The sequence below is a fragment of the Mycobacterium sp. IDUB_9 genome (assembly GCF_055419505.1).
Map to the genome: position 1 here is coordinate 544,694 of NZ_JBVAXU010000002.1, position 25,903 is coordinate 570,596.

Annotated in this window: 26 protein-coding genes, 2 pseudogenes and 1 riboswitch; of the genes and pseudogenes, 11 read left to right on the forward strand and 17 right to left on the reverse strand. The window is 65.7% G+C overall.

Features of this window, described 5'->3' with window-relative positions:
• Positions 1 to 173: 173 nt before the first annotated feature.
• A complete protein-coding gene (locus ACZY08_RS11185) occupies positions 174 to 2,414 on the forward strand; it encodes an NADP-dependent isocitrate dehydrogenase (RefSeq protein ID WP_463744788.1) in 2,241 nt (746 codons plus the stop codon).
• 15 nt (positions 2,415 to 2,429) lie between these two features.
• Here ACZY08_RS11185 and ACZY08_RS11190 read toward each other — a convergent pair whose 3' ends face one another.
• The gene (locus tag ACZY08_RS11190) at positions 2,430 to 3,257 is read right to left on the reverse strand and encodes an alpha/beta fold hydrolase (RefSeq protein WP_463744787.1); all 828 of its coding nucleotides are present in this window, start codon (positions 3,255 to 3,257) and stop codon (positions 2,430 to 2,432) included.
• Positions 3,258 to 3,356: 99 nt separating this feature from the next.
• Between ACZY08_RS11190 and ACZY08_RS11195 the strand changes: the two genes are divergently transcribed.
• Complete coding sequence (locus ACZY08_RS11195) at positions 3,357 to 4,148, forward strand: exodeoxyribonuclease III (RefSeq protein ID WP_463745281.1); 792 nt, start codon at positions 3,357 to 3,359, stop codon at positions 4,146 to 4,148.
• On the opposite strand, the gene ACZY08_RS11200 is transcribed toward ACZY08_RS11195, so the two are convergent.
• A complete protein-coding gene (locus ACZY08_RS11200) occupies positions 4,139 to 4,756 on the reverse strand; it encodes a TIGR03086 family metal-binding protein (protein ID WP_463744786.1) in 618 nt (205 codons plus the stop codon). The genes ACZY08_RS11195 and ACZY08_RS11200 overlap by 10 nt on opposite strands.
• A gap of 51 nt (positions 4,757 to 4,807) precedes the next feature.
• On the opposite strand from ACZY08_RS11200, the gene ACZY08_RS11205 reads away from it, so the two are divergent.
• Genes ACZY08_RS11205 through yhjD form a run of 3 tightly spaced genes read left to right on the forward strand, consistent with a single transcriptional unit; the run spans position 4,808 to position 7,311 of the window.
• A complete protein-coding gene (locus ACZY08_RS11205; protein WP_463744785.1) occupies positions 4,808 to 5,230 on the forward strand; it encodes a MarR family winged helix-turn-helix transcriptional regulator in 423 nt (140 codons plus the stop codon).
• A gap of 24 nt (positions 5,231 to 5,254) precedes the next feature.
• Complete coding sequence (gene trpS, locus ACZY08_RS11210) at positions 5,255 to 6,271, forward strand: tryptophan--tRNA ligase (protein ID WP_463744784.1); 1,017 nt, start codon at positions 5,255 to 5,257, stop codon at positions 6,269 to 6,271.
• A 20-nt stretch (positions 6,272 to 6,291) separates the two neighbouring features.
• Positions 6,292 to 7,311, forward strand: a complete 1,020-nt coding sequence (gene yhjD, locus ACZY08_RS11215) for an inner membrane protein YhjD (protein WP_463744783.1) — start codon at positions 6,292 to 6,294, stop codon at positions 7,309 to 7,311.
• On the opposite strand, the gene ACZY08_RS11220 is transcribed toward yhjD, so the two are convergent.
• Positions 7,308 to 7,625, reverse strand: coding sequence for a DMT family transporter (locus ACZY08_RS11220; RefSeq protein WP_463744782.1), 318 nt, complete (start codon positions 7,623 to 7,625; stop codon positions 7,308 to 7,310). The genes yhjD and ACZY08_RS11220 overlap by 4 nt on opposite strands.
• Before the next feature lie 12 nt (positions 7,626 to 7,637).
• Positions 7,638 to 7,703: riboswitch (guanidine-III (ykkC-III) riboswitch) on the reverse strand.
• 30 nt (positions 7,704 to 7,733) lie between these two features.
• On the opposite strand from ACZY08_RS11220, the gene ACZY08_RS11225 reads away from it, so the two are divergent.
• Positions 7,734 to 8,582 (forward strand): nitronate monooxygenase, encoded by an 849-nt coding sequence (locus tag ACZY08_RS11225; protein WP_463744781.1) that lies wholly within the window; start codon positions 7,734 to 7,736, stop codon positions 8,580 to 8,582.
• 104 nt (positions 8,583 to 8,686) lie between these two features.
• On the opposite strand, the gene ACZY08_RS11230 is transcribed toward ACZY08_RS11225, so the two are convergent.
• From ACZY08_RS11230 to ACZY08_RS11265, 8 genes are all read right to left on the reverse strand, one after another.
• Complete coding sequence (locus ACZY08_RS11230) at positions 8,687 to 9,925, reverse strand: glycosyltransferase (RefSeq protein WP_463744780.1); 1,239 nt, start codon at positions 9,923 to 9,925, stop codon at positions 8,687 to 8,689.
• Positions 9,926 to 10,156 (reverse strand): F0F1 ATP synthase subunit C, encoded by a 231-nt coding sequence (locus ACZY08_RS11235; protein ID WP_463745280.1) that lies wholly within the window; start codon positions 10,154 to 10,156, stop codon positions 9,926 to 9,928.
• 7 nt (positions 10,157 to 10,163) lie between these two features.
• Complete coding sequence (locus ACZY08_RS11240) at positions 10,164 to 11,435, reverse strand: glycosyltransferase (protein WP_463744779.1); 1,272 nt, start codon at positions 11,433 to 11,435, stop codon at positions 10,164 to 10,166.
• Positions 11,432 to 12,061, reverse strand: a complete 630-nt coding sequence (locus ACZY08_RS11245) for a TetR/AcrR family transcriptional regulator (RefSeq protein ID WP_463744778.1) — start codon at positions 12,059 to 12,061, stop codon at positions 11,432 to 11,434. The genes ACZY08_RS11240 and ACZY08_RS11245 overlap by 4 nt, the downstream gene beginning before the upstream one ends.
• A gap of 71 nt (positions 12,062 to 12,132) precedes the next feature.
• Positions 12,133 to 13,347, reverse strand: a complete 1,215-nt coding sequence (locus tag ACZY08_RS11250) for a D-alanyl-D-alanine carboxypeptidase family protein (protein WP_463744777.1) — start codon at positions 13,345 to 13,347, stop codon at positions 12,133 to 12,135.
• 156 nt (positions 13,348 to 13,503) lie between these two features.
• Positions 13,504 to 14,502 carry an SMP-30/gluconolactonase/LRE family protein gene (locus ACZY08_RS11255; RefSeq protein WP_463744776.1) on the reverse strand — a complete coding sequence of 333 codons (999 nt, stop codon included), beginning with the start codon at positions 14,500 to 14,502 and terminating at the stop codon, positions 13,504 to 13,506.
• Between the two features lie 83 nt (positions 14,503 to 14,585).
• Positions 14,586 to 15,971 carry an aspartate aminotransferase family protein gene (locus ACZY08_RS11260; RefSeq protein WP_463744775.1) on the reverse strand — a complete coding sequence of 462 codons (1,386 nt, stop codon included), beginning with the start codon at positions 15,969 to 15,971 and terminating at the stop codon, positions 14,586 to 14,588.
• Positions 15,968 to 16,483 (reverse strand): Lrp/AsnC family transcriptional regulator, encoded by a 516-nt coding sequence (locus tag ACZY08_RS11265; protein ID WP_463744774.1) that lies wholly within the window; start codon positions 16,481 to 16,483, stop codon positions 15,968 to 15,970. Before ACZY08_RS11265 ends, ACZY08_RS11260 begins: the two co-directional genes overlap by 4 nt.
• A gap of 122 nt (positions 16,484 to 16,605) precedes the next feature.
• Between ACZY08_RS11265 and ACZY08_RS11270 the strand changes: the two genes are divergently transcribed.
• The 3 genes from ACZY08_RS11270 to ACZY08_RS11280 are packed head-to-tail and all read left to right on the forward strand — an operon-like array spanning position 16,606 to position 19,543.
• Positions 16,606 to 18,093, forward strand: coding sequence for a gamma-aminobutyraldehyde dehydrogenase (locus ACZY08_RS11270; protein WP_463744773.1), 1,488 nt, complete (start codon positions 16,606 to 16,608; stop codon positions 18,091 to 18,093).
• Between the two features lie 44 nt (positions 18,094 to 18,137).
• Positions 18,138 to 19,049: a sigma-70 family RNA polymerase sigma factor gene (locus ACZY08_RS11275; RefSeq protein ID WP_463744772.1), complete on the forward strand. Its 912-nt coding sequence runs from the start codon at positions 18,138 to 18,140 to the stop codon at positions 19,047 to 19,049.
• Positions 19,049 to 19,543 carry a PPOX class F420-dependent oxidoreductase gene (locus ACZY08_RS11280; RefSeq protein WP_463744771.1) on the forward strand — a complete coding sequence of 165 codons (495 nt, stop codon included), beginning with the start codon at positions 19,049 to 19,051 and terminating at the stop codon, positions 19,541 to 19,543. Before ACZY08_RS11275 ends, ACZY08_RS11280 begins: the two co-directional genes overlap by 1 nt.
• A 3-nt stretch (positions 19,544 to 19,546) precedes the next feature.
• Here ACZY08_RS11280 and ACZY08_RS11285 read toward each other — a convergent pair whose 3' ends face one another.
• Both ACZY08_RS11285 and ACZY08_RS11290 read right to left on the reverse strand, forming a co-directional pair.
• Positions 19,547 to 20,338 (reverse strand): phosphatidylethanolamine N-methyltransferase family domain-containing protein, encoded by a 792-nt coding sequence (locus ACZY08_RS11285; RefSeq protein WP_463744770.1) that lies wholly within the window; start codon positions 20,336 to 20,338, stop codon positions 19,547 to 19,549.
• A gap of 12 nt (positions 20,339 to 20,350) precedes the next feature.
• A pseudogene (locus ACZY08_RS11290) lies at positions 20,351 to 20,947 on the reverse strand (carboxymuconolactone decarboxylase family protein); the annotation flags it as partial.
• Between the two features lie 76 nt (positions 20,948 to 21,023).
• Here ACZY08_RS11290 and ACZY08_RS11295 point away from each other — a divergent pair.
• Positions 21,024 to 21,787 (forward strand): annotated as a pseudogene (locus tag ACZY08_RS11295) (hypothetical protein).
• Between the two features lie 65 nt (positions 21,788 to 21,852).
• Here ACZY08_RS11295 and ACZY08_RS11300 read toward each other — a convergent pair.
• From ACZY08_RS11300 to sdhC, 4 genes are read right to left on the reverse strand one after another with little or no spacing between them, the layout of a single operon-like run.
• Positions 21,853 to 22,638 (reverse strand): succinate dehydrogenase iron-sulfur subunit, encoded by a 786-nt coding sequence (locus ACZY08_RS11300; protein ID WP_463744769.1) that lies wholly within the window; start codon positions 22,636 to 22,638, stop codon positions 21,853 to 21,855.
• Position 22,639: 1 nt separating this feature from the next.
• A complete protein-coding gene (gene sdhA / locus ACZY08_RS11305) occupies positions 22,640 to 24,394 on the reverse strand; it encodes a succinate dehydrogenase flavoprotein subunit (protein ID WP_463744768.1) in 1,755 nt (584 codons plus the stop codon).
• A 3-nt stretch (positions 24,395 to 24,397) separates the two neighbouring features.
• Positions 24,398 to 24,820, reverse strand: a complete 423-nt coding sequence (locus tag ACZY08_RS11310) for a succinate dehydrogenase hydrophobic membrane anchor subunit (RefSeq protein WP_463745279.1) — start codon at positions 24,818 to 24,820, stop codon at positions 24,398 to 24,400.
• 47 nt (positions 24,821 to 24,867) lie between these two features.
• The gene (gene sdhC / locus ACZY08_RS11315; RefSeq protein ID WP_463744767.1) at positions 24,868 to 25,284 is read right to left on the reverse strand and encodes a succinate dehydrogenase, cytochrome b556 subunit; all 417 of its coding nucleotides are present in this window, start codon (positions 25,282 to 25,284) and stop codon (positions 24,868 to 24,870) included.
• Positions 25,285 to 25,498: 214 nt separating this feature from the next.
• Here sdhC and ACZY08_RS11320 point away from each other — a divergent pair, with 214 nt between their 5' ends.
• Positions 25,499 to 25,897 carry a cytidine deaminase gene (locus tag ACZY08_RS11320; protein ID WP_463744766.1) on the forward strand — a complete coding sequence of 133 codons (399 nt, stop codon included), beginning with the start codon at positions 25,499 to 25,501 and terminating at the stop codon, positions 25,895 to 25,897.
• Positions 25,898 to 25,903: the final 6 nt, after the last annotated feature.

The window sequence follows — 25,903 nt, forward strand, 5'->3', positions numbered from 1 at the left end:
TCATGGAGGTGTCGGGCGCCCGAACGGAAGCCAAAGTTACTGGTCAGTAATGAAAGCTGCCCCTTCCGGACGGTTCCCCTCCTTGTAGTCTGGCCGCGATACAAGAGCAGCGAATAACCACGAGTGACAACGAGTGATCCTCGTCGAACGAGACTGACGCCGGGAGAGCAACCATGACTGCCCAGCAGCCGACCATCATCTACACGCTGACCGACGAGGCGCCGCTACTTGCGACGTACTCCTTCCTGCCGATCATCCGTGCCTTCGCCGAGCCGGCGGGTATCGATGTCCAGACCAGTGACATCTCGGTCGCGGCCCGCATCCTGGCCGAATTCGGCGATTACCTGACCGAGGATCAGCGGGTCCCGGACAACCTCGGTGAGCTGGGCCGTCTCACTCAGCTGCCCGAGACCAACATCATCAAGCTGCCCAACATCAGCGCTTCGGTTCCGCAGCTCATGGCCGCGGTCAAGGAGTTGCAGGAGAAGGGGTACGCGATCCCCGACTATCCGGGCGACCCGAAGACCGACGAGGAGAAGGCGCTCAAGGACCGCTACTCCAAGATCCTCGGTAGCGCGGTGAACCCCGTTCTGCGCGAAGGGAACTCGGACCGCCGGGCCCCCAAGGCGGTCAAGGAGTACGCGCGCAAGCACCCGCACAGCATGGGCGATTGGTCGCAGGCGTCGCGGACCCACGTGGCCACCATGAAGACCGGCGACTTCTACCACGGTGAGAAGTCGATCACGTTGGACAAAGCCCACAACGTACGCATGGAGCTCGAGACGGCCGGCGGCGAGACCGTCGTGCTCAAGCCAGAGGTGAAGCTCGACGCGGGCGACGTCATCGACAGCATGTACATGAGCAAGAAGGCCCTGTGCGCCTTCTACGAAGAGCAGATCGAGGACGCCTACAAGACCGGCGTCATGTTCTCCCTGCATGTCAAGGCGACCATGATGAAGGTCAGCCACCCCATCGTGTTCGGCTACGCCGTCAAGATCTTCTACAAGGACGCCTTCGCCAAGCACCAGAAGCTGTTCGACGAGCTCGGCGTCAACGTCAACAACGGCTTGTCCGATCTCTACAGCAAGATCGAGGCGCTGCCCGCTTCGCAGCGTGAGGAGATCATCGAGGACCTGCACCGCTGCCACGAGCACCGGCCGGAGCTGGCCATGGTGGACTCGGCCAAGGGCATCTCGAACTTCCACTCGCCGAGCGATGTCATCGTCGATGCGTCGATGCCGGCGATGATCCGTCTCGGCGGCAAGATGTATGGCGCCGACGGCCGCACCAAGGACACGAAGGCGGTCAACCCGGAGTCGACGTTCTCGCGGATGTACCAGGAAGTGATCAACTTCTGTAAGACCCACGGTCAGTTCGATCCCACCACTATGGGCACGGTTCCCAACGTCGGTTTGATGGCGCAGAAGGCCGAGGAGTACGGCAGCCACGACAAGACGTTCGAGATTCCGGAGGCCGGTGTCGCCAAGATCGTCGACATCGATTCCGGTGAGGTGCTGCTGAGCCAGGAGGTCGAAGAGGGCGACATCTGGCGGATGCCGATCGTCAAGGACGCCCCGATCCGGGACTGGGTCAAGCTGGCCGTCAACCGCGCCCGGTTGTCCGGCATGCCTGCCGTGTTCTGGCTCGACGACGAGCGTCCGCACGAGAACGAGCTGCGCAAGAAGGTCAAGGCATACCTCAAGGAAGAGGACACCGAGGGCCTGGAGATCACGATCCTGCCGCAGGTGTGGGCCATGCGCTACACGCTGGAGCGTCTGATCCGGGGCAAGGACACCATTTCGGTGACCGGCAACATCCTGCGCGACTACCTGACCGACCTGTTCCCGATCCTGGAGCTGGGCACCAGCGCCAAGATGCTCTCGATCGTGCCGCTGATGGCCGGCGGTGGCCTGTACGAGACCGGTGCCGGTGGTTCGGCACCCAAGCATGTCCATCAGCTGGTGGAGGAGAACCACCTGCGCTGGGATTCGCTAGGCGAGTTCCTCGCGCTGGGGGCCAGCCTCGAGGACCTGGGTAACAAGCTCGACAACGAGAAGGCCAAGGTGCTGGCCACCGCGCTCGACACCGCGACCGGAAAGCTGTTGGACGAGAACAAGTCCCCGTCGCGCAAGACCGGGGAGCTCGACAATCGCGGCAGCCAGTTCTACCTTGCGCTGTACTGGGCGCAGGCGCTGGCCGAGCAGACCGAGGACAAGGAACTGGCCGCGCACTTCGCGCAGCTGGCCAAGGCGCTCGGCGAGCAGGAGCAGGCCATCGTTTCCGAACTCAATGCGGCGCAGGGCAAGCCGGCCGACATCGGCGGCTACTACTACCCGGACGCCGAGAAGACCGCCGCGGTGATGCGGCCGAGCAAGACGCTCAACGACGTCCTGGCGGAGGCCGAGAACGCTTAGGCGGTAGGGCGCGCGTCACCCCGTGGCGCGCGCCTTACCGATGTGCGGGTCCACGAATTCGGTGATCACCCGGGTGATGGTGTCGGGCGCTTCGAACATCGGGACGTGTCCGACGCCCTCGAGTGTCTTCACCACGGCATCCGCAGCCAGGCTCTTGGTGAAATGCCGGCTGAAGCGTGGCGCCGGCAGCACCCGGTCCTTCTCGCAGATCACGAGTTGGGTTGGGGTTCGGGAGTTTTTGATCTCCATCAGGCCCGCGGTGGTCAGTGCCTTGACCATGAGCTTGAAGTACGCCGGGCAGTGAGCCAGGTCCTCGATCAGGTCGCGGCGATCGCTGTCGTTCAGCACGTCGGGTGTGGCGCTCACGGCCAGATATGAGATCTGTTTGGTCAGTGGGAGTTTCAGCAGTTGCTGGCCCAACACCGCAGTCGACAGCACGATCGGCAGCGCGGCCACGAACTTGGCGATGATCTCGTACTTCGCCGGGGTGAACCGCGACCAGCCGCCGGCGGGGGCGATGCCGGTCAGCGTGCGGGCCCGCCCTCGGCGTTCCAGCTCAAAGGCCACCCAGCCGCCGAGCGAGTTGCCGACGATGTGAGCGGTGCACCAGCCCAGTTCGTCGAGCCGGCGTTCGATGTCGTCGGCCAGTGTCGCGACGTCGAGCAGGAGCGGGGCGTGCGCGCCGCCGTGGTGGCCGGCCATGGTGGGTGCAAACACCTCGTAGCGCCCGGTCTGTGCGAGTTGGGGTGCGACGTACTTCCACACACTCTGTGACAGGAGGAACGGATGCAGGAGCAGGAGGGGCTCGCCTGATCCCAGGTGGATGGGTGCACGTTCGGCCATGCCGCCCGACATTAAGGTGATACCGCCGGTACCGCAAGAGGCCGTCGGTGTGTGTCGGCGGGGGTCGGTAGGGTCTGGGCCGTGGCATCTCCGGCAACCCTGACCGTCAGCACCATCAACGTCAACGGCATTCGCGCCGCGGTCAAACAGCGGTCCACGGACAATCTCGGCCTGTTGCCCTGGCTCAAGGAGGCCGAGGCAGATGTGGTGTGTCTGCAGGAGACCCGGGCCGACGACGAGCAGCTCAACGATGCCTTGGCGCCGGCCCTGGCCGACGGCTGGCACCTGGCCTCGGCGGTTCCGCATGTCAAGGGCCGCAACGGGGTTGCAGTGTTGTCCCGGCATCCCATCGAGGCAGCCCGGCTGCTGCTCTCCGACGAGTTCGAGGCCCACGGGCGCTACCTCGAGGTGGATACCGCGGGAGTGACGGTGGCCAGCGTGTACGTCCCGACCGGTGAGGCCGAGACGGACCGCCAGCTGGAGAAGGAACGGTTCATGGCCACCATCGCCGCCCGGATGGCCGAGCTGCAGGCCCGGGACGCGGTGCTGTGCGGTGACTGGAACATCGCGCACACGGAGAACGACATCAAGAACTGGAAGGGCAACGTCAAGAAGGCCGGGTTCCTGCCCAGCGAGCGGGCCTGGCTCACCGAGCTCTTGGGCACGGGCTGGGTGGACGTGGTGCGGGTGCTGCATCCCGACGTGGCCGGGCCTTACAGCTGGTGGTCATGGCGCGGCAAGGCTTTCGACAACGACGCCGGCTGGCGCATCGACTATCACCTGGCCAGCCCGACACTGGCCGCCAGGGCCAGTTCGGCACGGGTGGACCGGGCCGAGCTGTACGCGCTGCGGTGGTCCGACCACTCGCCGGTGACGGTCAGCTACGGCTGACGCCAGTCCGGCGTCCGGCCGAGGTGGGCCAGGATTTTGTCGAGATCTGTTGCCGCTGAACCATTGACGGCGCGGCCGAACGGCGAGGACGAATCATCGCGGAAGTCGCCGTCGGGGATCGCCATGACAAGTGGCAGCGCGGCGGCGACCACGTCGTCCGGTAACTCGTAGGGCGACCCGAGGGTGGCGGCGACATCCCAGCCGTGGACCACGTAGTCCACAAGGTGGAACCCGATCGCCAAAGCGCCCGGGAATGTCGCGTCCGGTCCGAACTCGGGCAAGGTAAACGTCGCCTCGGTGATTCCGTCGGCCGCGAACGCGTCGAGCACGTCGTGGGCGGCAGCGGCATAGGTGCGGGCCGGGTCGGCGCGTACGGCGTCGGTCATCGTCGTCGCCTTCCAGACCGCTTCGTCGGCACCGTTTCCGCGGGCGGCGGCGGCGAACCCATGGTGCTGCACGGTCATGTGCGCCAGAAGATCGGCCAGCGTCCACTCTGCACACGGCGTGGGGCGGTCCAGGTCGGAGGTGCGGACCGCGTCGACGGCTTCGATCGAGCGCAGAACGGCGACGCGGTGAACGGGGCGTAGGTCTGTTCCAATAGTATGCATGAGCTTACGATATGCTGGAGCATACGATAATGCAACGCCTACGATGAGGAGATGCCGAAGCGCCCGGACCTGGCGGCCATGCTCGCCCCGTTGATGCGGGACCTGATGGCCGCCGAGCAGCTCGTGCTCGACGCCCACGGCCTGACAATGTGGGGCTACGTCGTGCTGCTTGCCCTCGACCGGTCCTCGGTGCGGACGCAGGCGGCACTGGCCGAGGCGATCGGCGCCGACAAGACGCGCATCATCCGCACCCTCGATGACCTGCAACAGCAGGGCTTCATCGAGCGCGAGGCCGACCCCGGCGACCGGCGGGTGCGGCTGCTGGCCATCACCGAGGCGGGCCGCGCGATCAAGGATGCGGTCCAGCGGGAGATCCAGCGCGGCGAGGAGCGTTGGCTGGGTGACCTGACTGCCGAGGATCGGAAAGTGTTCCTGCGGGTGCTGCAGCAGCTGACCCGCGAAGAATCCGGATGACGCCAGTGCGAAAATCAGATCATCATGAGTAGCGGAAGCAAACAGGTCGTATTCTCGGGCGCCCAGCCCACCTCTGACTCCCTGCACCTCGGCAATGCCCTGGGTGCCGTCACGCACTGGGCGCAGTTGCAGGACGGTTACGAGGCGTTCTTCTGCGTCGTCGACCAGCACGCCATCACCGTGCCGCAGGATCCCGAGACCCTGCGCCGGCGCACTCTGGTGACGGCCGCGCAGTACCTGGCGTTGGGCATCGACCCGAAGCGCAGCACCGTGTTCGTCCAGAGCCACGTGCCCGAGCACAGCCAATTGGCTTGGGTGCTCGGGTGTTTCACCGGATTCGGCCAGGCGTCGAGGATGACGCAGTTCAAGGACAAGTCGCAGAAGCAGGGGGCAGATGCCACGACCGTGGGTCTGTTCACCTATCCGGTGCTGATGGCCGCCGACGTGCTGCTCTACGACACCGATCTGGTTCCGGTCGGGGAGGATCAGCGGCAGCATCTCGAGTTGGCCCGCGACCTCGCCCAGCGGTTCAACGCACGATTCCCCGACACCCTCGTGGTGCCCGAGGCCATGATCCCCAAGGCGACGGCCAAGATCTACGACCTGCAGGATCCGTCGGCGAAGATGAGCAAGTCCGCGGCGTCCGATGCCGGGCTGATCAGCCTCCTCGACGATCCCAAGGCGACGGCCAAGAAGATCCGCTCCGCGGTGACCGACAGTGAGCGGGAGATCCGGTTCGATCCGGAGGCCAAGCCCGGCATCTCGAACCTGCTGACCATCCAGTCAGCGGTGACCGGTACCGATGTCGACAAGCTGGTCGAGGGCTATGCCGGCCGCGGTTACGGCGACCTCAAGAAGGAGACCGCCGAGGCCGTGGTGGAGTTCGTCACCCCGATCAAGACCAGGGTGGACGAATTGCTGGCCGATCCGACCGAACTCCAGTCGGTTCTCGCGGCCGGGGCGGAACACGCCCGGGAGGTCGCGGGGAAGACACTCGCCCGCGTTTACGACAGGATAGGGTTTCTCCAGCAAACGCAATGAGGGCCAGGGGAGGGTCGGCGGTGAACGAGGCGGAGAAGCCGGGATTATTGGCACGGGTCCGCACACGCTTTCCCTGGTTCGACCATGTGATGCGCGCCCAGGAGCGCTATAACGACTGCAACGGCAACTTCTACGCCGCTGGCATCACCTATTTCACGATTTTCGCGCTGTTCCCGCTGCTGATGGTGGGCTTCGCCGCGGGGGGTTTTCTGCTGTCGCGCCGTCCGGATCTGCTCGAAGAAATCGAGCACCGGATCCGTGGGGCAGTGTCCGGTGACCTCGGCCAGCAACTCGTGACCCTGATGGACTCGGCCATTGCCTCACGTGGCACCGTCGGCGTGATCGGCCTCGCGACCGCGGCGTGGGCCGGCCTGGGCTGGATGGCCAATCTCCGTGAGGCGCTCAGCCAGATGTGGGAGCAACATCAGGCTGAGTCCAACTTCGTCGGCAACAAGCTGTCGGACCTGTTCGCCTTGGTATCGGCATTCTTGGCGATGGTGATCACCATCGGACTGACCGTCCTCGGCGACCCCACACTGATGCGGAAGGTGTTGCGCTGGATCGGCCTTCACGACGGCGCGGTGCTCGGTAGCGGCTTGCGCGTCATCTCGATCGCGGTGTCGGTCTCGATCTCGTGGCTGTTGTTCACCTGGATCATCTCGCGGTTGCCGCGCGAACCGGTGCCCTTCCGCCGGTCTTTTCGGGCCGGTATCCTGGCCGCTGTCGGTTTCGAGATCTTCAAGCAGGTCGCGTCGATCTACCTGCAATCCGTGCTGAACGGCCCCGCCGGGGCGACGTTCGGCCCGGTGCTGGGTCTGATGGTGTTCGCCTACGTCACCGCACGACTCATCCTGTTCGCGACAGCTTGGGCGGCGACGTCGCGGGAGAGCCTGGCCGAGGCGCCGGTGCTACCACCGGACCCCGCGCAGATCGTCACCAGGGTGCAGGTCCGCGAGGGGATCGGGGCGTCCGGCGCGCTCGCCGCTGCTGCCATGGGAGCTATTGGCGCACTCGGGCTTTCGCGGCTGTTGCGACGTTAGTGGCTGACGACTTTCAGGCCTACGATGCAGCCGACCACGCCGAGCATGAGTAGCACCTTGACCACCGATGCGGATTCCGCGCCGGTGATCATCGCGAAGCCGACGGTGAGCACCGCGCCGATGCCGACCCAGATCGCATAGCTGGTGCCGGGCGGCAGGCTGCGCATCGCGATGGCCAGTCCGCCCATCGAGAATGCAAGTGCCACAAGGAACACGACTGACGGAACCAGGCGGGTGAAACCCTCGGACTTGCTCAGGGCGGTCGCCCAGACCGCTTCCAGGACCCCAGAGACGACGAGAATCAGCCAAGCCATGGCACACCTCCAAACACCCCGTCTTGTCGCTGGCCGGGTACGGGTGCGCCTCGTCCGGTGCCATGTGCTGGCAATTGCCATTGTAACAACGACGTAACATTGCTGGCTGTGAGCTTGGCAACCACCTGGTCGCAATCGATCGGCATTGATGTCCCCATCGTCAACGCGCCGATGGGCGGCGCGGCCGGAGGCCGCCTTGCGGCTGCGGTCTCGGCCGCCGGCGGTCTGGGCATGGTCGGAATGGGCAGTTCGGCGACGGCCGAACAATTGACCGCCGAACTGGGGCAACTCCACGGGCAGCGATTCGGAATCGGCCTGGTGCACTGGGTCACCCAGGACCGGCCGGACCTTTTCGACGTGGCGTTGGCCGCTCGGCCGACGTTGCTGAGCGTGAGCTTCGGTGAGGACTGGGACTGGGTGCGTCGGGCGCACGACGCCGGCGTGACGGTGACCACCCAGGTGGCGACGGTCGATGCCGCGCGACGCGCGGTCGACGCCGGCATCGACGTTGTGGTGGCGCGCGGTGCCGAGGGCGGCGGCCACGGTGAGCCGACGGTCGGGACTCTGCCGCTGTTGGCCGACGTGCTCGATGCCGTCGATGTGCCGGTCCTGGCGGCCGGCGGCATCTCGTCGGCACGGGCGGTGGCTGCGGTGCTGGCCGCCGGGGCGGCCGCGGCCTGGGTCGGCACGGCATTCGCGGCTTGTTCGGAGGCACTGACCGCGGTCCCGGCACGTGATGCCCTGCTGGCCGCAGAGGGGGACAGTACCGAGCTGACCACCGAATACGACGTTGCTGCCGGATACCGATGGCCGACGAGCATTCCCGAGCGTGTGCTGCGTGGGTCGCCGGTCAATGCGGGGCAGGGCGTGGGGCTGGTGCGGCGTCAGACCGGCGCGGCCGAGATCGTGCGATCGCTGTCCGAAGGGGCGCAGCAGCTACTCGGCCGGTGGAGTTGATGGGCCTGCCGATCCGTCGAGAGCGGCGACGGGTCGGCAGGCCCGGAACGTATTTAACCGGAGCGCAAATTATTTGTCAGTCGAACCCGCAAATTCGCTGACTCTCAGCCGAGCACCTTCTCAACGGCTGCGAGAACCCCGCCCGCACCGTCCTCGCCGGCGACAGCTGCCGCGATCTTCGCCGCCCGGTGTCCGAAGCTGTTATCTGACAACACGTCGTGTATTGATGCGCCGAGATTCTCCGCGCTGAGTCGACGCTGTGGGATCGGCGGCGGACTGACTCCGAGTTCGAACAGCCTTCGTGCCCAGAACGGTTGATCGCCGTAGGCACCCGGTGCCGCGATCGCCGGCACACCGGCACGTAGCCCCGCCGCGGCAGTGCCCGCGCCGCAGTGGTGAACGACGGCCGCCGCCTGCGCAAACAGCCAGTCGTGGGGCACATCGCCGACCGCAATCACGTCGTCCCCGCTGAAGTCGAGCCCCGCCCAGCCGGCCTGGATCACGGCACGGGTGCCGGCGGCCCGAACTGCCTGCGCGGCAAGCATGGACAGCCGTTGGGCCTCGGCGCTGGTGTTGACGGTGCTGCCGAAGCCGATGACGACCGGTGGCGGGCCGTCGTCGAGAAACTGGACCAGTTCGGCGGGTGGTTGCCATCGGGCCGGATGTGCCGGCCACCAGTAGCCGACGACCTCGATACCCGGGCGCCAATCGGACGGCCGCGGCAGCACGGTGGGGGAGTAGCCGTAGAGGATCGGCCAACGAGCATCGGTGCGCCGTCGTCGCAGCGATCGAGCCGATGCCTTCGGCAGACCGAGATGCGCGCGAAAGCCGTTGACCGTCTTCCCGTACAGCCCGTCGATCATGGCCTCACCGATGCGCGCCGCCGCCCTGTTTCCGTACTGGCCGGCGGTCCAGGCTCCCAGGACTGCCGGCGGATAGTCGGCGGTCGCGGAGAAGGGCTGTAACCGCACGCCGATGCTGGGGATGGCGAGCGCATCGGCGAGCGGATGTCCCACCAGTTCCGCGAACGGCGACAGCAGGACGAGATCGAGCGGTTCGGCGTGGACGGCGGCCAACACCGCGTCGCCCAAAGCCCGCATACCGCTGGGTGCAACGAACGCCGCCATGGCCTTCGCGGCCTCGCTTGCCGATACGTCCGATAAATCGGCTGTGCCGTCGTCGAGCCCACGGAACTCTAGCCCGCACCCGGTGACCAGCTCGGAGAATGCCTGATACGCCACCACGATCACGCGATGGCCGGCCTGCTGTAACCGCACACCCACGCCGGTCAGCGGTGCCACATCACCGCGACTGCCGATGGCGATGATCGCGACGGTGGCCATCTATCCGCCTGGGGTGGCGAAGACGAACAAGGCCATGAACGCGATGTTGATGAAGAACGTTGCTTCCACCAGGCTCGCCGTGATGAAAAACGGTGTGTACAAGCGTGCTTGGGCTTCCGGTTGGCGTGCTACACCGGCGATGAACTGCGAACCGGCGAGCCCGTCGCCGATACCGGCGCCGATCGCGCCGCCGGCCAGAACGATCGCCCCGGCCAGCAGGGCGTTACCCATCAGTGCGTCACTTGCCATGATGAACCTCCTGTGATCGTGCGAGCAGTTCGGTGATGCGGTGCGTTGCCGACCCCGCTCCGTCCTCAGCGGCGAGCAGTGCTGAGAGCTGTTGAGCGCGTGCGCGATACGACGGGTTGCCGCAGACCTCGCGGAGGGCGCTGGCGAGTTCGGAGGCGGTTACCTTGGCGCGCGGAAGGGCGGGAGGTGCGGCGCCCAGGAGTCGCAGCCGCTTCGCCCAGAACGGTTGATCCATGATCCCGGTGACGGGTATCGACGGAACACCAGCCCGGAGGGTTGCTGCGGTGGTACCCGCACCGCAATGGTGCACGACCGCAGCGACCCGGGGAAACAACCATGAGTGCGGCAGGTCGTCGATCATCAGAACGTCGTCCCCGCTGCAGTGCAGCCCGGCCCAGCCGGTCTGCACCACCGCCCTCGTGCCGGTGGCACGCAGCGCTGAGCTGATGGTGTCGGACAGCTCGGGTCCCCGCGCGGTTGCGGTACTGCCGAGGCCGACGAATACCGGTGGCGGACCGGCCTGCAGGAAGTCGACCAGTTGCCCTGGCGGAGACCAGTTATCGGGCTCTGATGGCCACCAGTAGCCGGTGACCTGCAGGTGTGCCGGCCAGTCCGCGGGGCGCGGCACCACGTGCTCACTGAACCCGTGCAGGATGGGCCAGGTGGCTGCGCGTCTGTCCTGATACCCCGCCAACGTGGTCGGGCGCAGCCCGAGCTCGGCGCGTAGCTCGTTGATCAGCGCCAGGTGCGGCTTCTCGCCGAGCGCGCCCAACCGGCCGACGACGCGGTTGCCCCAGCGACCGAGCGATCGGGCGCTGAGCACTGACGGCAGGAAGTCGCCGGTGGGTGCGGTCGGTTGGAGTAGCACCCCGGCGCTGGGGATGCCGAGTCCTTCGGCGACGTGGTATCCGAGGAGAGCCGCGACGGATGGAAGCAGCAGTAGGTCAGCATCTTTCGCTGCCTCGATCAAGCCTCCGCCCAGCCGGCGCAGATCCTCGCGCATCTCGCCGAGCAGGGCCCGGGACGGCCGCATCCTGCCCCCGTCGATGAACGCCTGCGCGACCGGTGAAGCCTTGGTCGCGCGTTCGGTATCCCCAGGCAGTGAGCGGAATTCAGTTCCGGAGGCGCACACGAGTTCCCGGTACGGCTCCTGGGCGGCGACCGCGACGTGGTAACCCTCCTGGGTGAGGCTTCGCGCCAGACCCGTGTACGGGGCGACGTCCCCGCGGCTGCCGAAGGCGGCGATGACGATGGTGGTCACGGCGCGGTGGCCTTCTCGAAGATGTCGACGAGTACTTCGCCGTGCGCGATCACGTCGTAGTCGGGGTCGCGCGCGTACTCCTGGGCTGCGCTGTCCAGCCCGCCGCGCAGGATGTTCTTCATGAACGGCGGCGACAGTTTCCGGAACTCACCGCTTTGTAGGCCGGCGGCGAAGATGCTCTGCGGGTCGAGAGCGGCCAGGTCTCCGGTCGGCGGATTCTCCTGGACCGCTTTGGCCGCGGCCTGATCGACCCGCAGTCCGTCCGCGTCGCGGTATCCGGAGATGAGCTCCAGCATCGCCACGGCCGCCGACCGGTTGGCCGCGACGAACGCAATGTTGGCCCGGATGTAGGCGGACAGCTTTGCCGCCGAGGTTGTTTCGGCGTTGACCGCTGGGACGATCACCGCGGCGCCACGCGTGAAGATCTCGGTGAATACCGCCTCGACCACTTCCGACTTGCTGGTGAAGTGATACAACACAGCGCTTTTCGCGATACCGATGTGTTCGGCGATCCGCGCCAGCGACGCCTGTGGATAGCCCTGCTCGGCGATCACCTCAAGGGCGCCTTCGACAATCTGCCGACGGCGGGCCTGTTCGGTGAACGTCTTCGTGCGTTCTGACCGCATGGTCTGAGATTAGACCGACCGGTCAGAAATTGGCAAGAGGTGGCTGCAAGTGGCCAACTGGAAGATGTCGATCAGCGAACGGGACGGCGATTCAGCGAGCGCGCACCCATGATCAGCAGAAACACGATCACGGCGCCGACGATCGCCACGCCGACCCGCACCGGCAGTGAATCCGCCGGTGGCAGAACCGAAGCCGCCTGTGCTGCGGTCGGTTGGTCGGCCTTGGGGGTGATCAGCGACGGATCGGGGTCGACCAGGGACCCGACCTTGGTTCCCGGAGGAGTGGCGAACCCGTAGTCGAGCAGGTGTGCCGCCTGTTCCCATGGCGCGATCGGTACCCGGGTGCCCTTCATCAAAATGGCCACCAGGCGCCGACCGTCACGGTTGGCCGCGCCCACGAAGGTCTGCCCCGCGTCATCGGTGTATCCGGTCTTGCCGCCCATCGCGCCCGGGTAGTTGTAGAGCAGCTTGTTGTCGTTCTCCACCGGGTAGGACGGATTGCCGTCGCGGCCGGGAAAATCGTAGGTCTGGGTGGCGACAATGTCGGCGAATGCCGGGTTCTGCCAGGCATATCGGTAGAACAGGCCGATGTCGTAGGCGGAGGTGCTCATACCGGGTCCGTCGAGGCCCGACGGGGTGGCCGCCCGGGTGTCGCGGCCACCGAGCTTGCCGGCCAGAATGTTCAGCTTCTGCAGCGCGGGGTCCATGCCGCCCAACTGGGCGGCCAAGGCATGCGCGGCGTCGTTGCCGGAGTGCATCAGCAGACCGTGCAGCAGGTCGTTGATGGTGTACTGGCCGCCGGGCCCGACGCCGACGCGGGTGCCTTCGGAGTTGGCGTCATCCTGGGTGCCGGCAACCAACTTGTTGAGGTTGAGTTCGTTGAGTGCGGCGGTGGCCACCAACACCTTGATGATGCTCGCCGGACGGTGACGTCCGTGCGGGTCTTTGGCGGCGATAATGTCGCCGGTGTCGAGATCGGCGACCACCCAGGACTCGGCGGAGACGTCGTTGGGCAGTGGTGGGGTGTTTGCCGCGGTGATCACGCCGCAACCCGACAGCGCCTCGCCGCCAATCGTCTTGGTGGGCACCGGTAGCGGGCCGGGTGCGGCTTCGCCCGGCTTGGGTACCTCGGAAGCGTCCACGGCCGGAGGTGTCGTCACCTTGTACGGGCATTCCGGGGCCGGGTCGGCATTGGCCACACCGGCTGTCATGAGGGGTGCCGTCAGCATCGCCAGCGCCGCGAATGCGGACACTGCGCGCTGAGCGGTCCTGCGCAACGTCGCCATCGTGACCGAAGGTTAGGCGATTCGGCACCGATTTCCGGTTTGCCACGCTGTGACGTGTGTGACTGGTGTGAAAACTGGGGGTTGGCGACCGGTGTTTCCGCTCGGCGCCGTCGACGTGCCGCCTGTCACCTCGGGCGGTAGGTGACGGCATCGCGGCTAACCCAAGTCGCGGAGTTCGGCGTAGGCCAGAGAAGGGAAGGCGATCGTCGACATCCACAGCTTGCCCGCCGATTCCACCACCCCGGTGACGGTGCCGAAGTCGGGACGTGTGGTCTGGATACCCGTGAGCACCTCGCCGGAGTCGGCGTCGAACGCCAGCACCCACACCTGTGGCTTGCTCTTCGGCTGCAGACGATCGGGCAACCGCCACAGCAGTTTTCGGATCACCGGCGCATGAGGTGCGAGCGCCTCAGCAGCCGCGTTGGGTGGTGACACCATGGCTACCCAGATCCGACCGTCGGCACCGGTGGAGATGTTGTCCGGATACCCCGGCAGGTGCACCGTCAGCGGTGTCACCGTCCCGGCCTGTGGCCCGCTCAGCCAGTACTTGGACAGCCGCCGGCCCTGGGTTTCGGCGAACACGAGTGCTGACTCGTCGGCGGTGGTGGTCAAGCCGTTGGCGAAGTACAGGCCATCCAGCAACGTGGTGACCGAGCCGTCGGTATCCAGCCGGAACAGGCCGCCACGCCCGCGGGCCTCCATGATCGCTCCAGGGAAATGCTCGATATGGAACTGGCTGGTCGACTCGGTGAAATAGATTGTGCCGCCTGCAGTCTCGGTGACGTTCGAGCAGAATTTCAGTGGACGGCCGTCCACTGACTCCACAAGCGTGGACAACACTGCGGAATCAGGATCCAAGGCCAACAGCCCGCGGTGGCTGTCGCAGATCAGCACTCGCCCGTCGCGGGCAACGTGCATGCCCAGTGGGCGGCCGCCGGTGTCAGCCACCACTGCGGCCGCCCCGTCGGGCGAAACCCGCACGATGCGGCCGTCCTCCAAACCGGTCCACAGTTGTCCGGATGAGTCGACGACAACATCCTCCGGCCCGTCGCCGGGCACCGGCACGACGGTAAGCTCGGCCGGCCCGAAATTCGGCAGCTCGTCAATGGGAGGCGGTGTCCAGCGGACTGGATCTATCGGCGGTTTGCGCGGCACGCCGCCAGTCTGACGCCGAGAGTGCGCTGAGATCGTGATTTCGCGCGAGAACTCGATCTCACCGCACGCTCGGCAAGTTCAGGTCAGAGCAGCTTTCCGGCTTCGGACAGTACGCCGTGCAGGATTTCGTAGATCGCATCGAACTCCGCCTGGCCACTGATCAGCGGCGGGGCCAGCTGGATCACTGGGTCGCCACGGTCGTCGGCGCGGCAGTACAGCCCGGCCTCCCACAGTGCGGGGGTCAGGAACCCGCGCAGCAGCCGCTCGGACTCTTCGTCGTTGAACGTCTCCTTGGTCGCCTTGTCCTTGACGAGCTCGATGCCGTAGAAAAAGCCCTCACCGCGGACATCGCCGACGATGGGCAGGTCGTAGAGCTTCTCCAAGGTGGCCCGGAAGGCCGGGGCGGCTTCCTTGACGTGGTCGTTGATGCCCTCGCGTTCGAAGATGTCGAGGTTGGCCATGGCGACCGCGGCCGAAACCGGGTGCCCGCCAAAGGTATAGCCGTGGCCGAAGACCGTCTTGCCGTCATTGAACGGCTCGAACAACCGGTCGCTGGCCACCATCGCGCCCAGCGGGGAGTAGCCCGACGTCAGGCCCTTGGCGCTGGTGATGATGTCCGGCACGTAGCCGAAGTCGTCGCAGGCGAACATCGAACCGATGCGGCCGTAGGCGCAGATCACCTCGTCGGACACCAGCAGCACGTCGTACTCGTCGCAGATCTCGCGCACTCGCTCGAAGTACCCGGGCGGCGGTGGGAAGCAGCCACCGGCGTTCTGCACCGGTTCCAGGAACACCGCGGCGACGGTGTCGGGGCCCTCGAATTCGATCGACTCGGCGATCCGGTCGGCGCAGTACCGGCCGAAGGCCTTCTCGTCGTGCCCGTATTCGGCGGGCGCCCGATAGAAGTTCGTGTTGGGCACACGGAAACCGCCGGGGGTAGGCGGATCGAACGGCGCCTTGAACGCCGGGATGCCGGTGATGGCCAGGGCTCCCTGCGGCGTGCCGTGATACGCGATGGAGCGCGATATCACCTTGTATTTGCCCGGCTTGCCGGTCAGCTTGAAGTACTGCTTGGCCAGTTTCCACGCGCTCTCGACGGCCTCGCCTCCGCCGGTGGTGAAGAAGACCCGGTTCAGGTCGCCCGGCGCGAAGTTGGCGACCCGCTCGGCCAGTTCGATGGCCGGCGGGGTGGCGTAGGACCACAGCGGGAAGAAGGACAGCTTCTCCGCCTGTTTGGCCGCGGCCTCGGCAAGTTCCTTGCGGCCGTGCCCAACTTGGACGACGAACAGGCCGGACAGGCCGTCGATATAGCTCTTGCCCTTGTCGTCGAAGATTCGGACACCCTCGCCGCGGGTGATGATGGGCGGTGTGATGCCCTCGCCGTGCCGGGAGAAATGTCCCCACAGGTGGCGGTTGGCTTTGGCGGCCAGATCTGAAGTGGTGGTCGGTGCAGTTTCTGTGATACTCATCGAGTTCCCCAATTGTATTGCTGTTTCACGAGTTTCAGGTAAACAAGGGTTTCGGTGGTTATCACTCCCGGAAGCGAGCGGATCTTGGTGTTGAGAAGCTCGAGGAGGCTGTCGTCGTCCTCGCAGACCACTTCGATGATGGCGTCGAACGATCCGGCGGTCAGTACCACGTAGTCGACGGCGTCGATGGCGGAGAGTTTTTCGGCCAGCTTCAGGGTGTCGCCGGTGCAGCGGATGCCGATCATCGCCTGGCGGGCGAACCCGAGTTGCAGCGGATCGGTCACCGCGACGATCTGCATGACGCCCGCGTCGACCATGCGCTGCACGCGCTGGCGTACTGCTGCCTCGGACAAGCCCACGGCCTTGCCGATTCCGGCGTACGAACGGCGGCCGTCGGCCTGCAACTTCTCGATGATCGCCTTCGACAGATCGTCGAGTTGAAAGGCGGTGCGAGAATTGTTGTTCACCCGCAGCTGGACGGGCTGAAGGTCGTCACCCTCCGGGTTGCTCATGCACCGATTGTGCACGGAATCCGTCGTTTGCGGCAACTGAATCGATGAAATCCCTTGTTTTGAGCGTATCGAACGCGGGATTGCGTAGAGATCAAATCTGCCATCGGTTACCGTGGGGCTCCATGAGCGTGGCAGTAAATGTGACGAGCAGCTGGATCAGCGGTGCGCCGGTCGCGACGGCTGGGCCCGTCCACCAGATCATCGACCCGGCCACCGGGCAGGCTGTTGCCGACTATGCCCTGGCCACCCCGGCTGATGTGGACTCCGCCGTCGCAGCCGCCCGGGCGGCATTTCCCAGCTGGTCCAAGGCAACGCCGGCCGAGCGGTCGGCGGTGCTGGCCAAGCTGGCCAAGCTCGCCGACGAGCATGCTGATCAGCTGGTTGCCGAAGAGGTCAGCCAGACCGGCAAACCGGTGCGGCTGGCCACCGAATTCGATGTCCCCGGCAGCGTCGACAACATCGACTTCTTCGCCGGTGCTGCCCGCCGCCTCGAGGGCAAGGCCACCGCCGAGTACTCCGGTGACCACACGTCGAGCATCCGACGCGACGCGGTAGGCGTGGTCGCGACCATCACCCCGTGGAACTACCCACTGCAGATGGCGGTGTGGAAGGTCATCCCGGCCTTGGCGGCAGGCTGCTCCGTCGTCATCAAACCCGCCGAGATCACCCCGCTGACCACGCTGACATTGGCGCGGCTGGCCACTGAGGCGGGCCTGCCCGACGGCGTGTTCAACGTGGTCACCGGAGGTGGCGCCGACGTCGGCACCGCACTGGCCGGCCATCGCGACGTCGACGTCGTCACCTTCACCGGTTCCACAGCCGTCGGTCGCAAGGTGATGTCCGCCGCGGCCGCCCACGGGCACCGCACCCAGCTCGAATTGGGCGGCAAGGCCCCGTTCGTCGTCTTCGATGACGCCGACCTGGACGCCGCGATTCAGGGTGCGGTGGCGGGTGCCCTGATCAACACCGGCCAGGACTGCACCGCTGCGACCAGGGCGATCGTGGCCCGCGACCTGTATGACGACTTCGTCGCCGGTGTCGCCGAGGTGATGAGCAAGATCGTCGTCGGCGACCCGCACGACCCCGACACCGACCTGGGACCGCTGATCTCGTTCGCGCACCGCGACAAGGTCGCGCAGATGGTGGCTCGGGCGCCCGGGCAGGGTGGCCGCGTCGTCACCGGTGGTGTGGCGCCCGATCTGCCGGGCGCGTTCTACCGGCCCACCCTGATCGCCGACGTCGCCGAAACGTCTGAGGTGTATCGCGACGAGATCTTCGGTCCGGTGCTGACCGTGCGGGCGTTCACCGATGACGACGACGCGATCCGGCAGGCCAACGACACCGACTACGGGCTGGCTGCCTCGGCCTGGACCCGCGACGTGTACCGCGCGCAGCGGGCTTCCCGCGAGATCAACGCCGGCTGCGTGTGGGTCAACGACCACATCCCGATCATCTCCGAAATGCCGCACGGCGGCGTCGGCGCGTCGGGCTTCGGCAAGGACATGAGCGACTACTCGTTCGAGGAGTACCTCACCATCAAGCACGTGATGAGCGACATCACTGGTGTCGCCGAAAAAGAGTGGCACCGGACGGTTTTCACGAGGCGCTAGGGCTCGTCCATGCCGCTGTCACACGGCGGGATTAAGCTGGGATCGTGACCACTGCGGCGCGCACCGATGAATTCGAGGCGCTGCGGCCGCACCTGCTGGCGGTCGCCTACCGGTTGACGGGTACCTATGCCGATGCCGAAGACATCGTGCAGGACGCCTGGCTGCGCTGGCATGACAACCAGACCGCGATCGCCGACCTGCGGGCCTGGCTGACCACCGTGGTCAGCCGGCTCGGCCTGGACCGGTTGCGCTCTGCGGCGCACCGCCGCGAGGCTTATTACGGCGAATGGCTGCCGGAGCCCGTCGTGACCGGGCTCGACGCGAGCGACCCACTCAACGCGGTGGTGGCCGGGGAAGACGCCCGGTTCGCGGCGATGGTGGTGCTGGAGCGGCTCACCCCCGATCAGCGGGTGGCCTTCGTGCTGCATGACGGGTTCGGCCTGCCGTTCAGCGAGATCGCCGGTGTGCTCGGGGTCAGCGACGCCTCCGCCCGCCAGTTGGCGTCGCGGGCCCGCCGCGCGGTCGCCGACAATCCTCCGCCGTCTTCGCCCGACGATCTGCACAACCAGGTGGCCGGCGAGCTGATGGCCGCCCTGGCGTCGGGGGAGCTCGACGCCGTCGTCCGGCTGCTGCATCCCGACGTCACCTTCACCGGCGATTCGAACCGTCGCGCCCCGACGGCTGCCCGCGTCATCCACGGTCCGGACAAGGTGGCCCGGTTCATCCTCGGACTGTCTCAACGTTATGGGCCGAATTGGTTGGCAGGCAGCCAATTCGCGCTTGTCAACGGCCAGTTGGGCCTCTATACGACGGGCGCGCCGGCCGGCGACGGATACCCCGAGATGATGCCGCGTGTCACGGTCTTCACGGTCCGCGACGGCAAGGTCTGCGCGGTGTGGGATATCGCCAACCCCGACAAGTTCACCGGATCCCCACTGAGACGAGGTGCACAGTGATGCCGAACGAACCCGGAACGATGGCCCACACGCTCAGTCGAATGATGTTCCGCGGCATGGACAAGATGCGCCACCGTGAGGCCTTCGACATCGGCCCGGCAACGGGGTCGGATTTCGCCGGGTTCGAGAACCATCGGCAGATCGTGTTGGTGACGTTCAAACGCTCAGGTGAGGCAATGCCCAGCCCGATCAACCACGGTGTGGCAGACGGGAAGCTCTACGTGCGCACCGATGCGTCGACCGGGAAGGTCAAGCGCATCCGCAGCAACCCGAATGTGCGTGTGGTGGCGAGCAATCTGCGCGGCAAGCCCTTCGGCCCGGTGGTGGCCGGCGTGGCGCGCATCCTGCCCGAGGCAGAACACGCGCACGCCGACGCAGTGATCGCCGCCAATTGGAGCGCCCCCATGAAACTGTTCGAGCGCACCCTCGACTACGGCAGCCAAACCATGGACATGCCAATCGCTTTCATCGAGATCACGCCTGCTCCGGCGTGACCATCACAGCACGTAGGGGAGCAGCGCCTTGCGGTCGGTGGGGTACTCGGGAAATTTGTCCTGATACCAACTGTGAGTGCCCAGCGCCCGGGGAATCAGATTGCCCGCGGTGATCAGCAAGATGGCAACGCCGGGCAGGGCCCAGGTCAGCAACGCGAAGCCGGACCAGGCGATGATCTCGCCCAGATACGCTGGGCTGGTGACGAACCGGAACCCGCCACCGAACGGAATCCGATATTCGGCAACACCGGGATTGTTCTTGTCCCGCAGGTTGCGCACGATCGATTCCGAGTTGACCAGCAGCGCGAACCCGCACAGGTAGATCGCCAACCCGATCAGGAACCGCGGATCGGTCAGCCAGGCAGTGGTGTACTGCCCGAAGAAGTCGTGGCTGAACAGCGTGCCGTTGAGGTAACCGTGCATCGAGGTGACGAGCATGCCCATCACGATCACCGAGATGTTGAAGGTGCCGCGCTTGCCCGGAACCTGGCGGATCGCGAGCGGGAAGAACCACCCCCGGTTGGCGTAGTGCAGCATCCAGATTCCGGCGAGCACAAGTGATGTCGGCTCGAATCGGTTCGGCCCGGCCAGATAGCTGATCAAGAACACCACGGTCGCGGGTATCTCCATCAGCCACCAGCCGAGCTTCGGGTTGAGATTGAGGCCGAGTTTCGTCGTCGAGAAGCGCCCATAGGAGCTCTGCGCGAAGAAACCGCCGATGATCACGAATGCGGCGAACACGAAGGCCGCGGTCAGCACCGTGTCATAGAACGTGTTGCCGGTATACCAATGCACTCGGCTTGTCTATCACTGTGCCCAAGGCACCCGGCACGCATCCCCGGAGTTGAAGCCCTGCTCGGTGATGCCCAGAGCCGAGTACATCCGCGATCGCATGTTCTCCACGCCGATCTGGTAGGTCAGCTCGATGACGCCGTCGTCGCCGAAGCGCCGGCGTAGGTCGGCAACCTGCTCGTCGGTGACGGTGTGCGGATCAGTCGTCATCGCGTCGGCGTAGGTGATCGCGGCGCGCTCGTCCTCGGTGAACAACGGCGAGGTGGCGTAGTCGTCGATCGACTTGAGCCGCTCCACGTCGAGGTTCTCCAGCCGCATCAGCATGGAGCCGAAGTCGACGCACCACGAGCAGCCGACCGTGCGGGCGGTCCAGAACACCGCGAGCTCGCGGACCGTGGGGGGCAGCTTCTTGGAGCCACCCTGCAACAGCATCTCGTGGACGCCGTTGGCGACCAGCAGACGCGGGTGGTTTGCGGCCACGGCGAACGGCTCGGGTACCTCACCGAACTCGCGCTTGGCGTACCAGTACATGGCGCGGGTCAGGAGGCCGGCTTGCTTGGGGGTTACCGCGGGGATTCGGGTCTTTGTCTCGGTCATACGAGTTAGACGAGATAGCCCCTGAATGTGTGACAGCGCCGAGCGCTCGCTCGCGGTGGAACCTCGTTGACCTGCGCTGCGTCATACCCGTATGCCATTTTTGGGTTCCGAGGCGCTCGCGGCCGGCAAGCTCAATCGGTATCAGCTGACCACGCGCTGCGACATGGTGCACTGGGACGTCTATGTCCCGCGCGGCACCGTGCTCAATCCGTCGACAAGGCGATCGCTGCCTGGTTGTGGTCGGAGCGACGAGCAGTCGTAGCCGGATTGTCGGCGGCCGCGCTCCACGGCTCTAAATGGATCGATGCGAAACTGCCCGCCGAGCTGAATCACGCGAGCCGGCACAAGACCTCCGGCATCATCCTGCACAGTGACAAGCTCGCCCATGACGAGATCTGTGTAGTCGACGGTGTCCGGGTAACGACACCGGCCAGGACTGCGTTCGACCTTGGTCGGCGGCGAGGGCAAGGCATCGCGGTTGAGCGCGTGGACGCACTGCTGCAGGCGTGCGATCTGAAACTTGTTGACATACAGGCACTTATCAGAGAGCACCGGGGCGTGCGTGGACTCGTGCAACTGCGGCGGGTACTCGACCTTGCCGACTACGGTGCTGAGTCACCGCAGGAAACCCGCCTCGACATGGGTTGGCCGGAATGGAAGGTTGGCGTGCAATATGACGGCATTCAGCATTGGACCGATCCGAGACAACGCACCAAGGACATCGACCAGGATGCGGAGTACCGCGAACTCGACTGGCGGATAGTCCGGGTTGGCGCTGACCTGCTTCGTCACCGCCAACGCGTGATCATCGCCCGCACCCGCGACGCACTGCGCGCGGCGGGTTGCCCAACGTGAAGAAGATCGCCAGATTTCCGAGAAATCTCGCGATCTTCTTCACACTCGGCACAAAGCCAAAGAACTCAGCGCGCGAACATCAAAGCGCGCTTGACCTCCTGGATCGCCTGAGTCACCTGGATGCCACGTGGGCAGGCCTCGGTGCAGTTGAACGTGGTGCGGCAGCGCCACACACCGTCGACCTCGTTGAGGATGTCCAGCCGCTCGGCGGCCGCCTCGTCACGCGAATCGAAGATGAACCGGTGCGCGTTGACGATCGCGGCCGGGCCGAAGTACGACCCCTCACTCCAGTAGACCGGGCACGACGTGGTGCAGCACGCACACAGGATGCACTTGGTGGTGTCGTCGTAGCGGGCCCGGTCGGTGGCGCTCTGGATGCGCTCCTTGGTGGGCGGGTTGCCGCTGGTGATCAGGTACGGCTTCACGGCGCGGTAGGCGTCGAAGAACGGCTCCATGTCCACCACGAGGTCCTTCTCCACGGGCAGGCCGCGGATCGGTTCGATGGTGATGGTGAGCTGCTTGCCGGCCTTCTTGGGCAGCAGGTCGCGCATGAGCACCTTGCAGGCCAGCCGGTTCACGCCGTTGATGCGCATGGCATCCGAGCCACACACGCCGTGGGCGCAGGAGCGGCGGAAGGTCAGCGTGCCGTCCAGGTAGCCCTTCACGTAGAGCAGCAGGTTCAGCAGCCGGTCTGACGGCAGGCAGGGAACTCGGAAGCTCTGCCAGCCCGCGGCGTCGGGGTCCTCGGGGTTGAACCGGGCGATCTTGAGGGTGACCATGACCGCGCCCTCGGGCACGGGTGGCAGCTCCGGGTCGCCGGCTTCGGGCTTGTCGATTACGGGTGCACTCATATCAGTACTTCCGCTCCATCGGCTCGTAGCGGGTCTGGACCACGGGCTTGTAATCCAGCCGGATGTCGGAGAGCAGGTCTTCGCCCTCCTTGTAGGCCATGGTGTGCCGCATGTAGTTGGTGTCGTCGCGGTCCGGGTAATCCTCACGCGCGTGCCCGCCGCGGGACTCCTTGCGGTTCAGCGCACCGACCACGGTCACCTCGGCCAGCTCCAGCAGGAAGCCCAGCTCGATGGCCTCGAGCAGGTCGCTGTTGTAGCGCTTGCCCTTGTCGTGCACCGTGATTCGGCTGTACCGCTCCTTGAGTGCGTGGATGTCGGTGAGCGCCTGCTTGAGTGTCTCCTCGGTGCGGAACACCGCGGCGTTGTTGTCCATCGACTGCTGCAGTGCGGTCCGGATGTCGGCAACGCGCTCGTTGCCGTGCTCCGACAGGATGTCGCCGACCCAGCCGACGACCATATCGGCCGGGCTCTCCGGCAGGTCGACGTGATTGTGGTTGGCGGCGTACTCCGCGGCGGCGATACCGGCGCGACGGCCGAACACGTTGATGTCCAGCAGCGAGTTGGTGCCCAGACGGTTGGCACCGTGCACCGACACGCACGCGCATTCACCCGCGGCGTACAGGCCGGGGATGACGTTGGTGTTGTCGCGCAGGACCTGTCCGTGGATCGTGGTCGGGATGCCGCCCATGACGTAGTGGCAGGTCGGGTAGACCGGCACCAGTTCGGTCACCGGGTCCACACCCAGGTAGGTGCGGGCGAACTCGGTGATGTCGGGCAGCTTGGCTTCCAGCACGTCCGCGCCGAGGTGACGCACGTCGATGTAGACGTAGTCCTTGTTCGGTCCGGCGCCACGGCCTTCGAGCACCTCGAGCACCATCGAGCGGGCGACGATGTCACGCGGCGCGAGGTCGACGATCGTCGGCGCGTAGCGCTCCATGAACCGCTCACCCTCGCCGTTGAGCAGACGACCGCCCTCGCCGCGTACGGCCTCGGAGATCAGGATGCCCAGGCCGGCCAGGCCGGTCGGGTGGAACTGGTGGAACTCCATGTCCTCCAAGGGAAGTCCCTTGCGGAAGATGATGCCCAGGCCGTCACCGGTCAGGGTGTGGGCGTTGGAGGTGGTCTTGTACATCCGGCCCGAACCGCCGGTGGCGAAGACGACCGCCTTGGCGTGGAAGATATGGATGTCGCCGGTCGCGAGCTCGTAGGCGATGACGCCGGTGGCCACCGGGCCTGCCGGGGTGTCGGTCAGCGCGATGTCCAGCGCGTAGAACTCGTTGAAGAACTCGACGTCGTGCTTGACGCAGTTTTGGTACAGCGTCTGCAGGATCATGTGACCGGTACGGTCGGCGGCGTAACAGGCCCGGCGCACCGGGGCCTTGCCGTGGTCGCGGGTGTGCCCGCCGAACCGGCGCTGGTCGATGCGGCCCTCGGGCGTCCGGTTGAACGGCATGCCCATCTTCTCGAGGTCCAGCACCGCATCGATGGCTTCCTTGGCCATGATCTCGACGGCGTCCTGGTCAGCGAGGTAGTCGCCGCCCTTGACGGTGTCGAAGGTGTGCCATTCCCAGTTGTCCTCTTCGACGTTGGCCAGCGCGGCGCACATGCCGCCCTGCGCTGCGCCGGTGTGGGAGCGCGTCGGGTACAGCTTGGTCAGCACGGCGGTGCGGACGCGCGGACCGGCCTCGACGGCCGCGCGCATGCCGGCGCCGCCGGCACCGACGATGACGACGTCGTAGCGATGTTCCTGAATCATTGGTTAGCCCCCAATATTCGGGTCGAAGGTGACCAGGACATAGGTACCCAGAACCAACGTGAACCCTGTCGCCAGCAGAAGCAGCGAATTCAGGTAGAACTTCGTGACGTTCTTACGGGCATAGTCCCCGATGATGGTGCGCAGGCCGTTGGCGCCGTGGATCATCGCGAGCCACAGCAGGGCCATGTCCCAGATCTGCCAGAACGGCGAGGCCCAGCGCTGTGCGACATAGTTGAAGTCGATGCGGTACACGCCGTCCTGCCACATCAGCATGATGAACAGGTGGCCGAGCGCCAGAAAGACGAGTGCCAAACCAGAAAATCTCATGAACAGCCAGGCGTACTTCTCGAAGTACGGAATGCCGCGGGCACGACGGGGCGCGCGCGGGTGGTCCAGCGCGGCGGGCCGGTCGTGCTCACGTTCCATCACCGGTGCCGGACGGCCCAACCGCGACTCGCCCGCTCCTGGCGCGCTCACAGGAACCGCTCCACCATGTGCATACCGATGACTCCTAGTGCTGCGATGAGGACCACGGCAAAGAGGCCGACGGCGACCGCGAGCATCTGCCGCTGGTAGCGGGGACCCTGCTGCCAGAAGTCGATGAGGATGACGCGGATGCCGTTCAGTGCGTGAAACAGCACCGCGGCGACCAAGCCCATCTCCATCAATCCGACGATGGGTGTCTTGTACGTCTCGATGACCTCGTTGTAGGCCTGCGGGCTCACCCGGACCAGCGCGGTATCAAGGACATGTACGAACAGGAAGAAGAAAATTGTGGCACCGGTAATACGGTGCAATACCCAGGACCACATGCCCGGATCACCCTTGTACAGGGTGCGCCGACGGGTCTTCCTGGGTTGCGGAGCCGGCACCTCCGTCTGAGTACTCATCTCGCCCTCCAACGTCTTCGGTGGACGTTCGGGACTGCGGAGTGAATTAGCCCCAAACCTCGGGGCGACTCTAAACCCATTTGTAGTGGCGAAGGAATTACGGTTGAGCCGTTCGACCTGAAAATCGCATGAAAGTTAGGCTTACCTATCTTGCAGTGCGCGCCGCGAATTGGGGTTTCGGAATGCATTCAGAACCTGTGTCGGGGGTTGTCTCGTGACGGTTGCCGTTGACTGGGATCTGTTGCGTCACAAGGCAATCGAAGCATCATCTCACGCCTATGCGCCATATTCGGGATATTCGGTGGGGGCTGCCGCTCTGGTCGACGACGGCCGCGTCGTCACCGGATGCAATGTGGAGAATGTCTCATATGGCCTAGGTCTCTGTGCCGAGTGCGCTGTGGCCTGTGCCCTCCATTCCGGCGGTGGCGGAAGGCTCATCGCGCTGTCGTGTGTGGGCCCCGACGGGGACGTTTTGATGCCTTGCGGGCGCTGTCGGCAGGTGCTGCTCGAACACGGCGGTCCCGAGTTGCTCATCGACCATCGGCACGGCCCGCGCCCGCTGCACGAGCTGCTACCCGACGCCTTCGGTCCCGCCGATCTGGAGCGTAGGTAAGGCCAA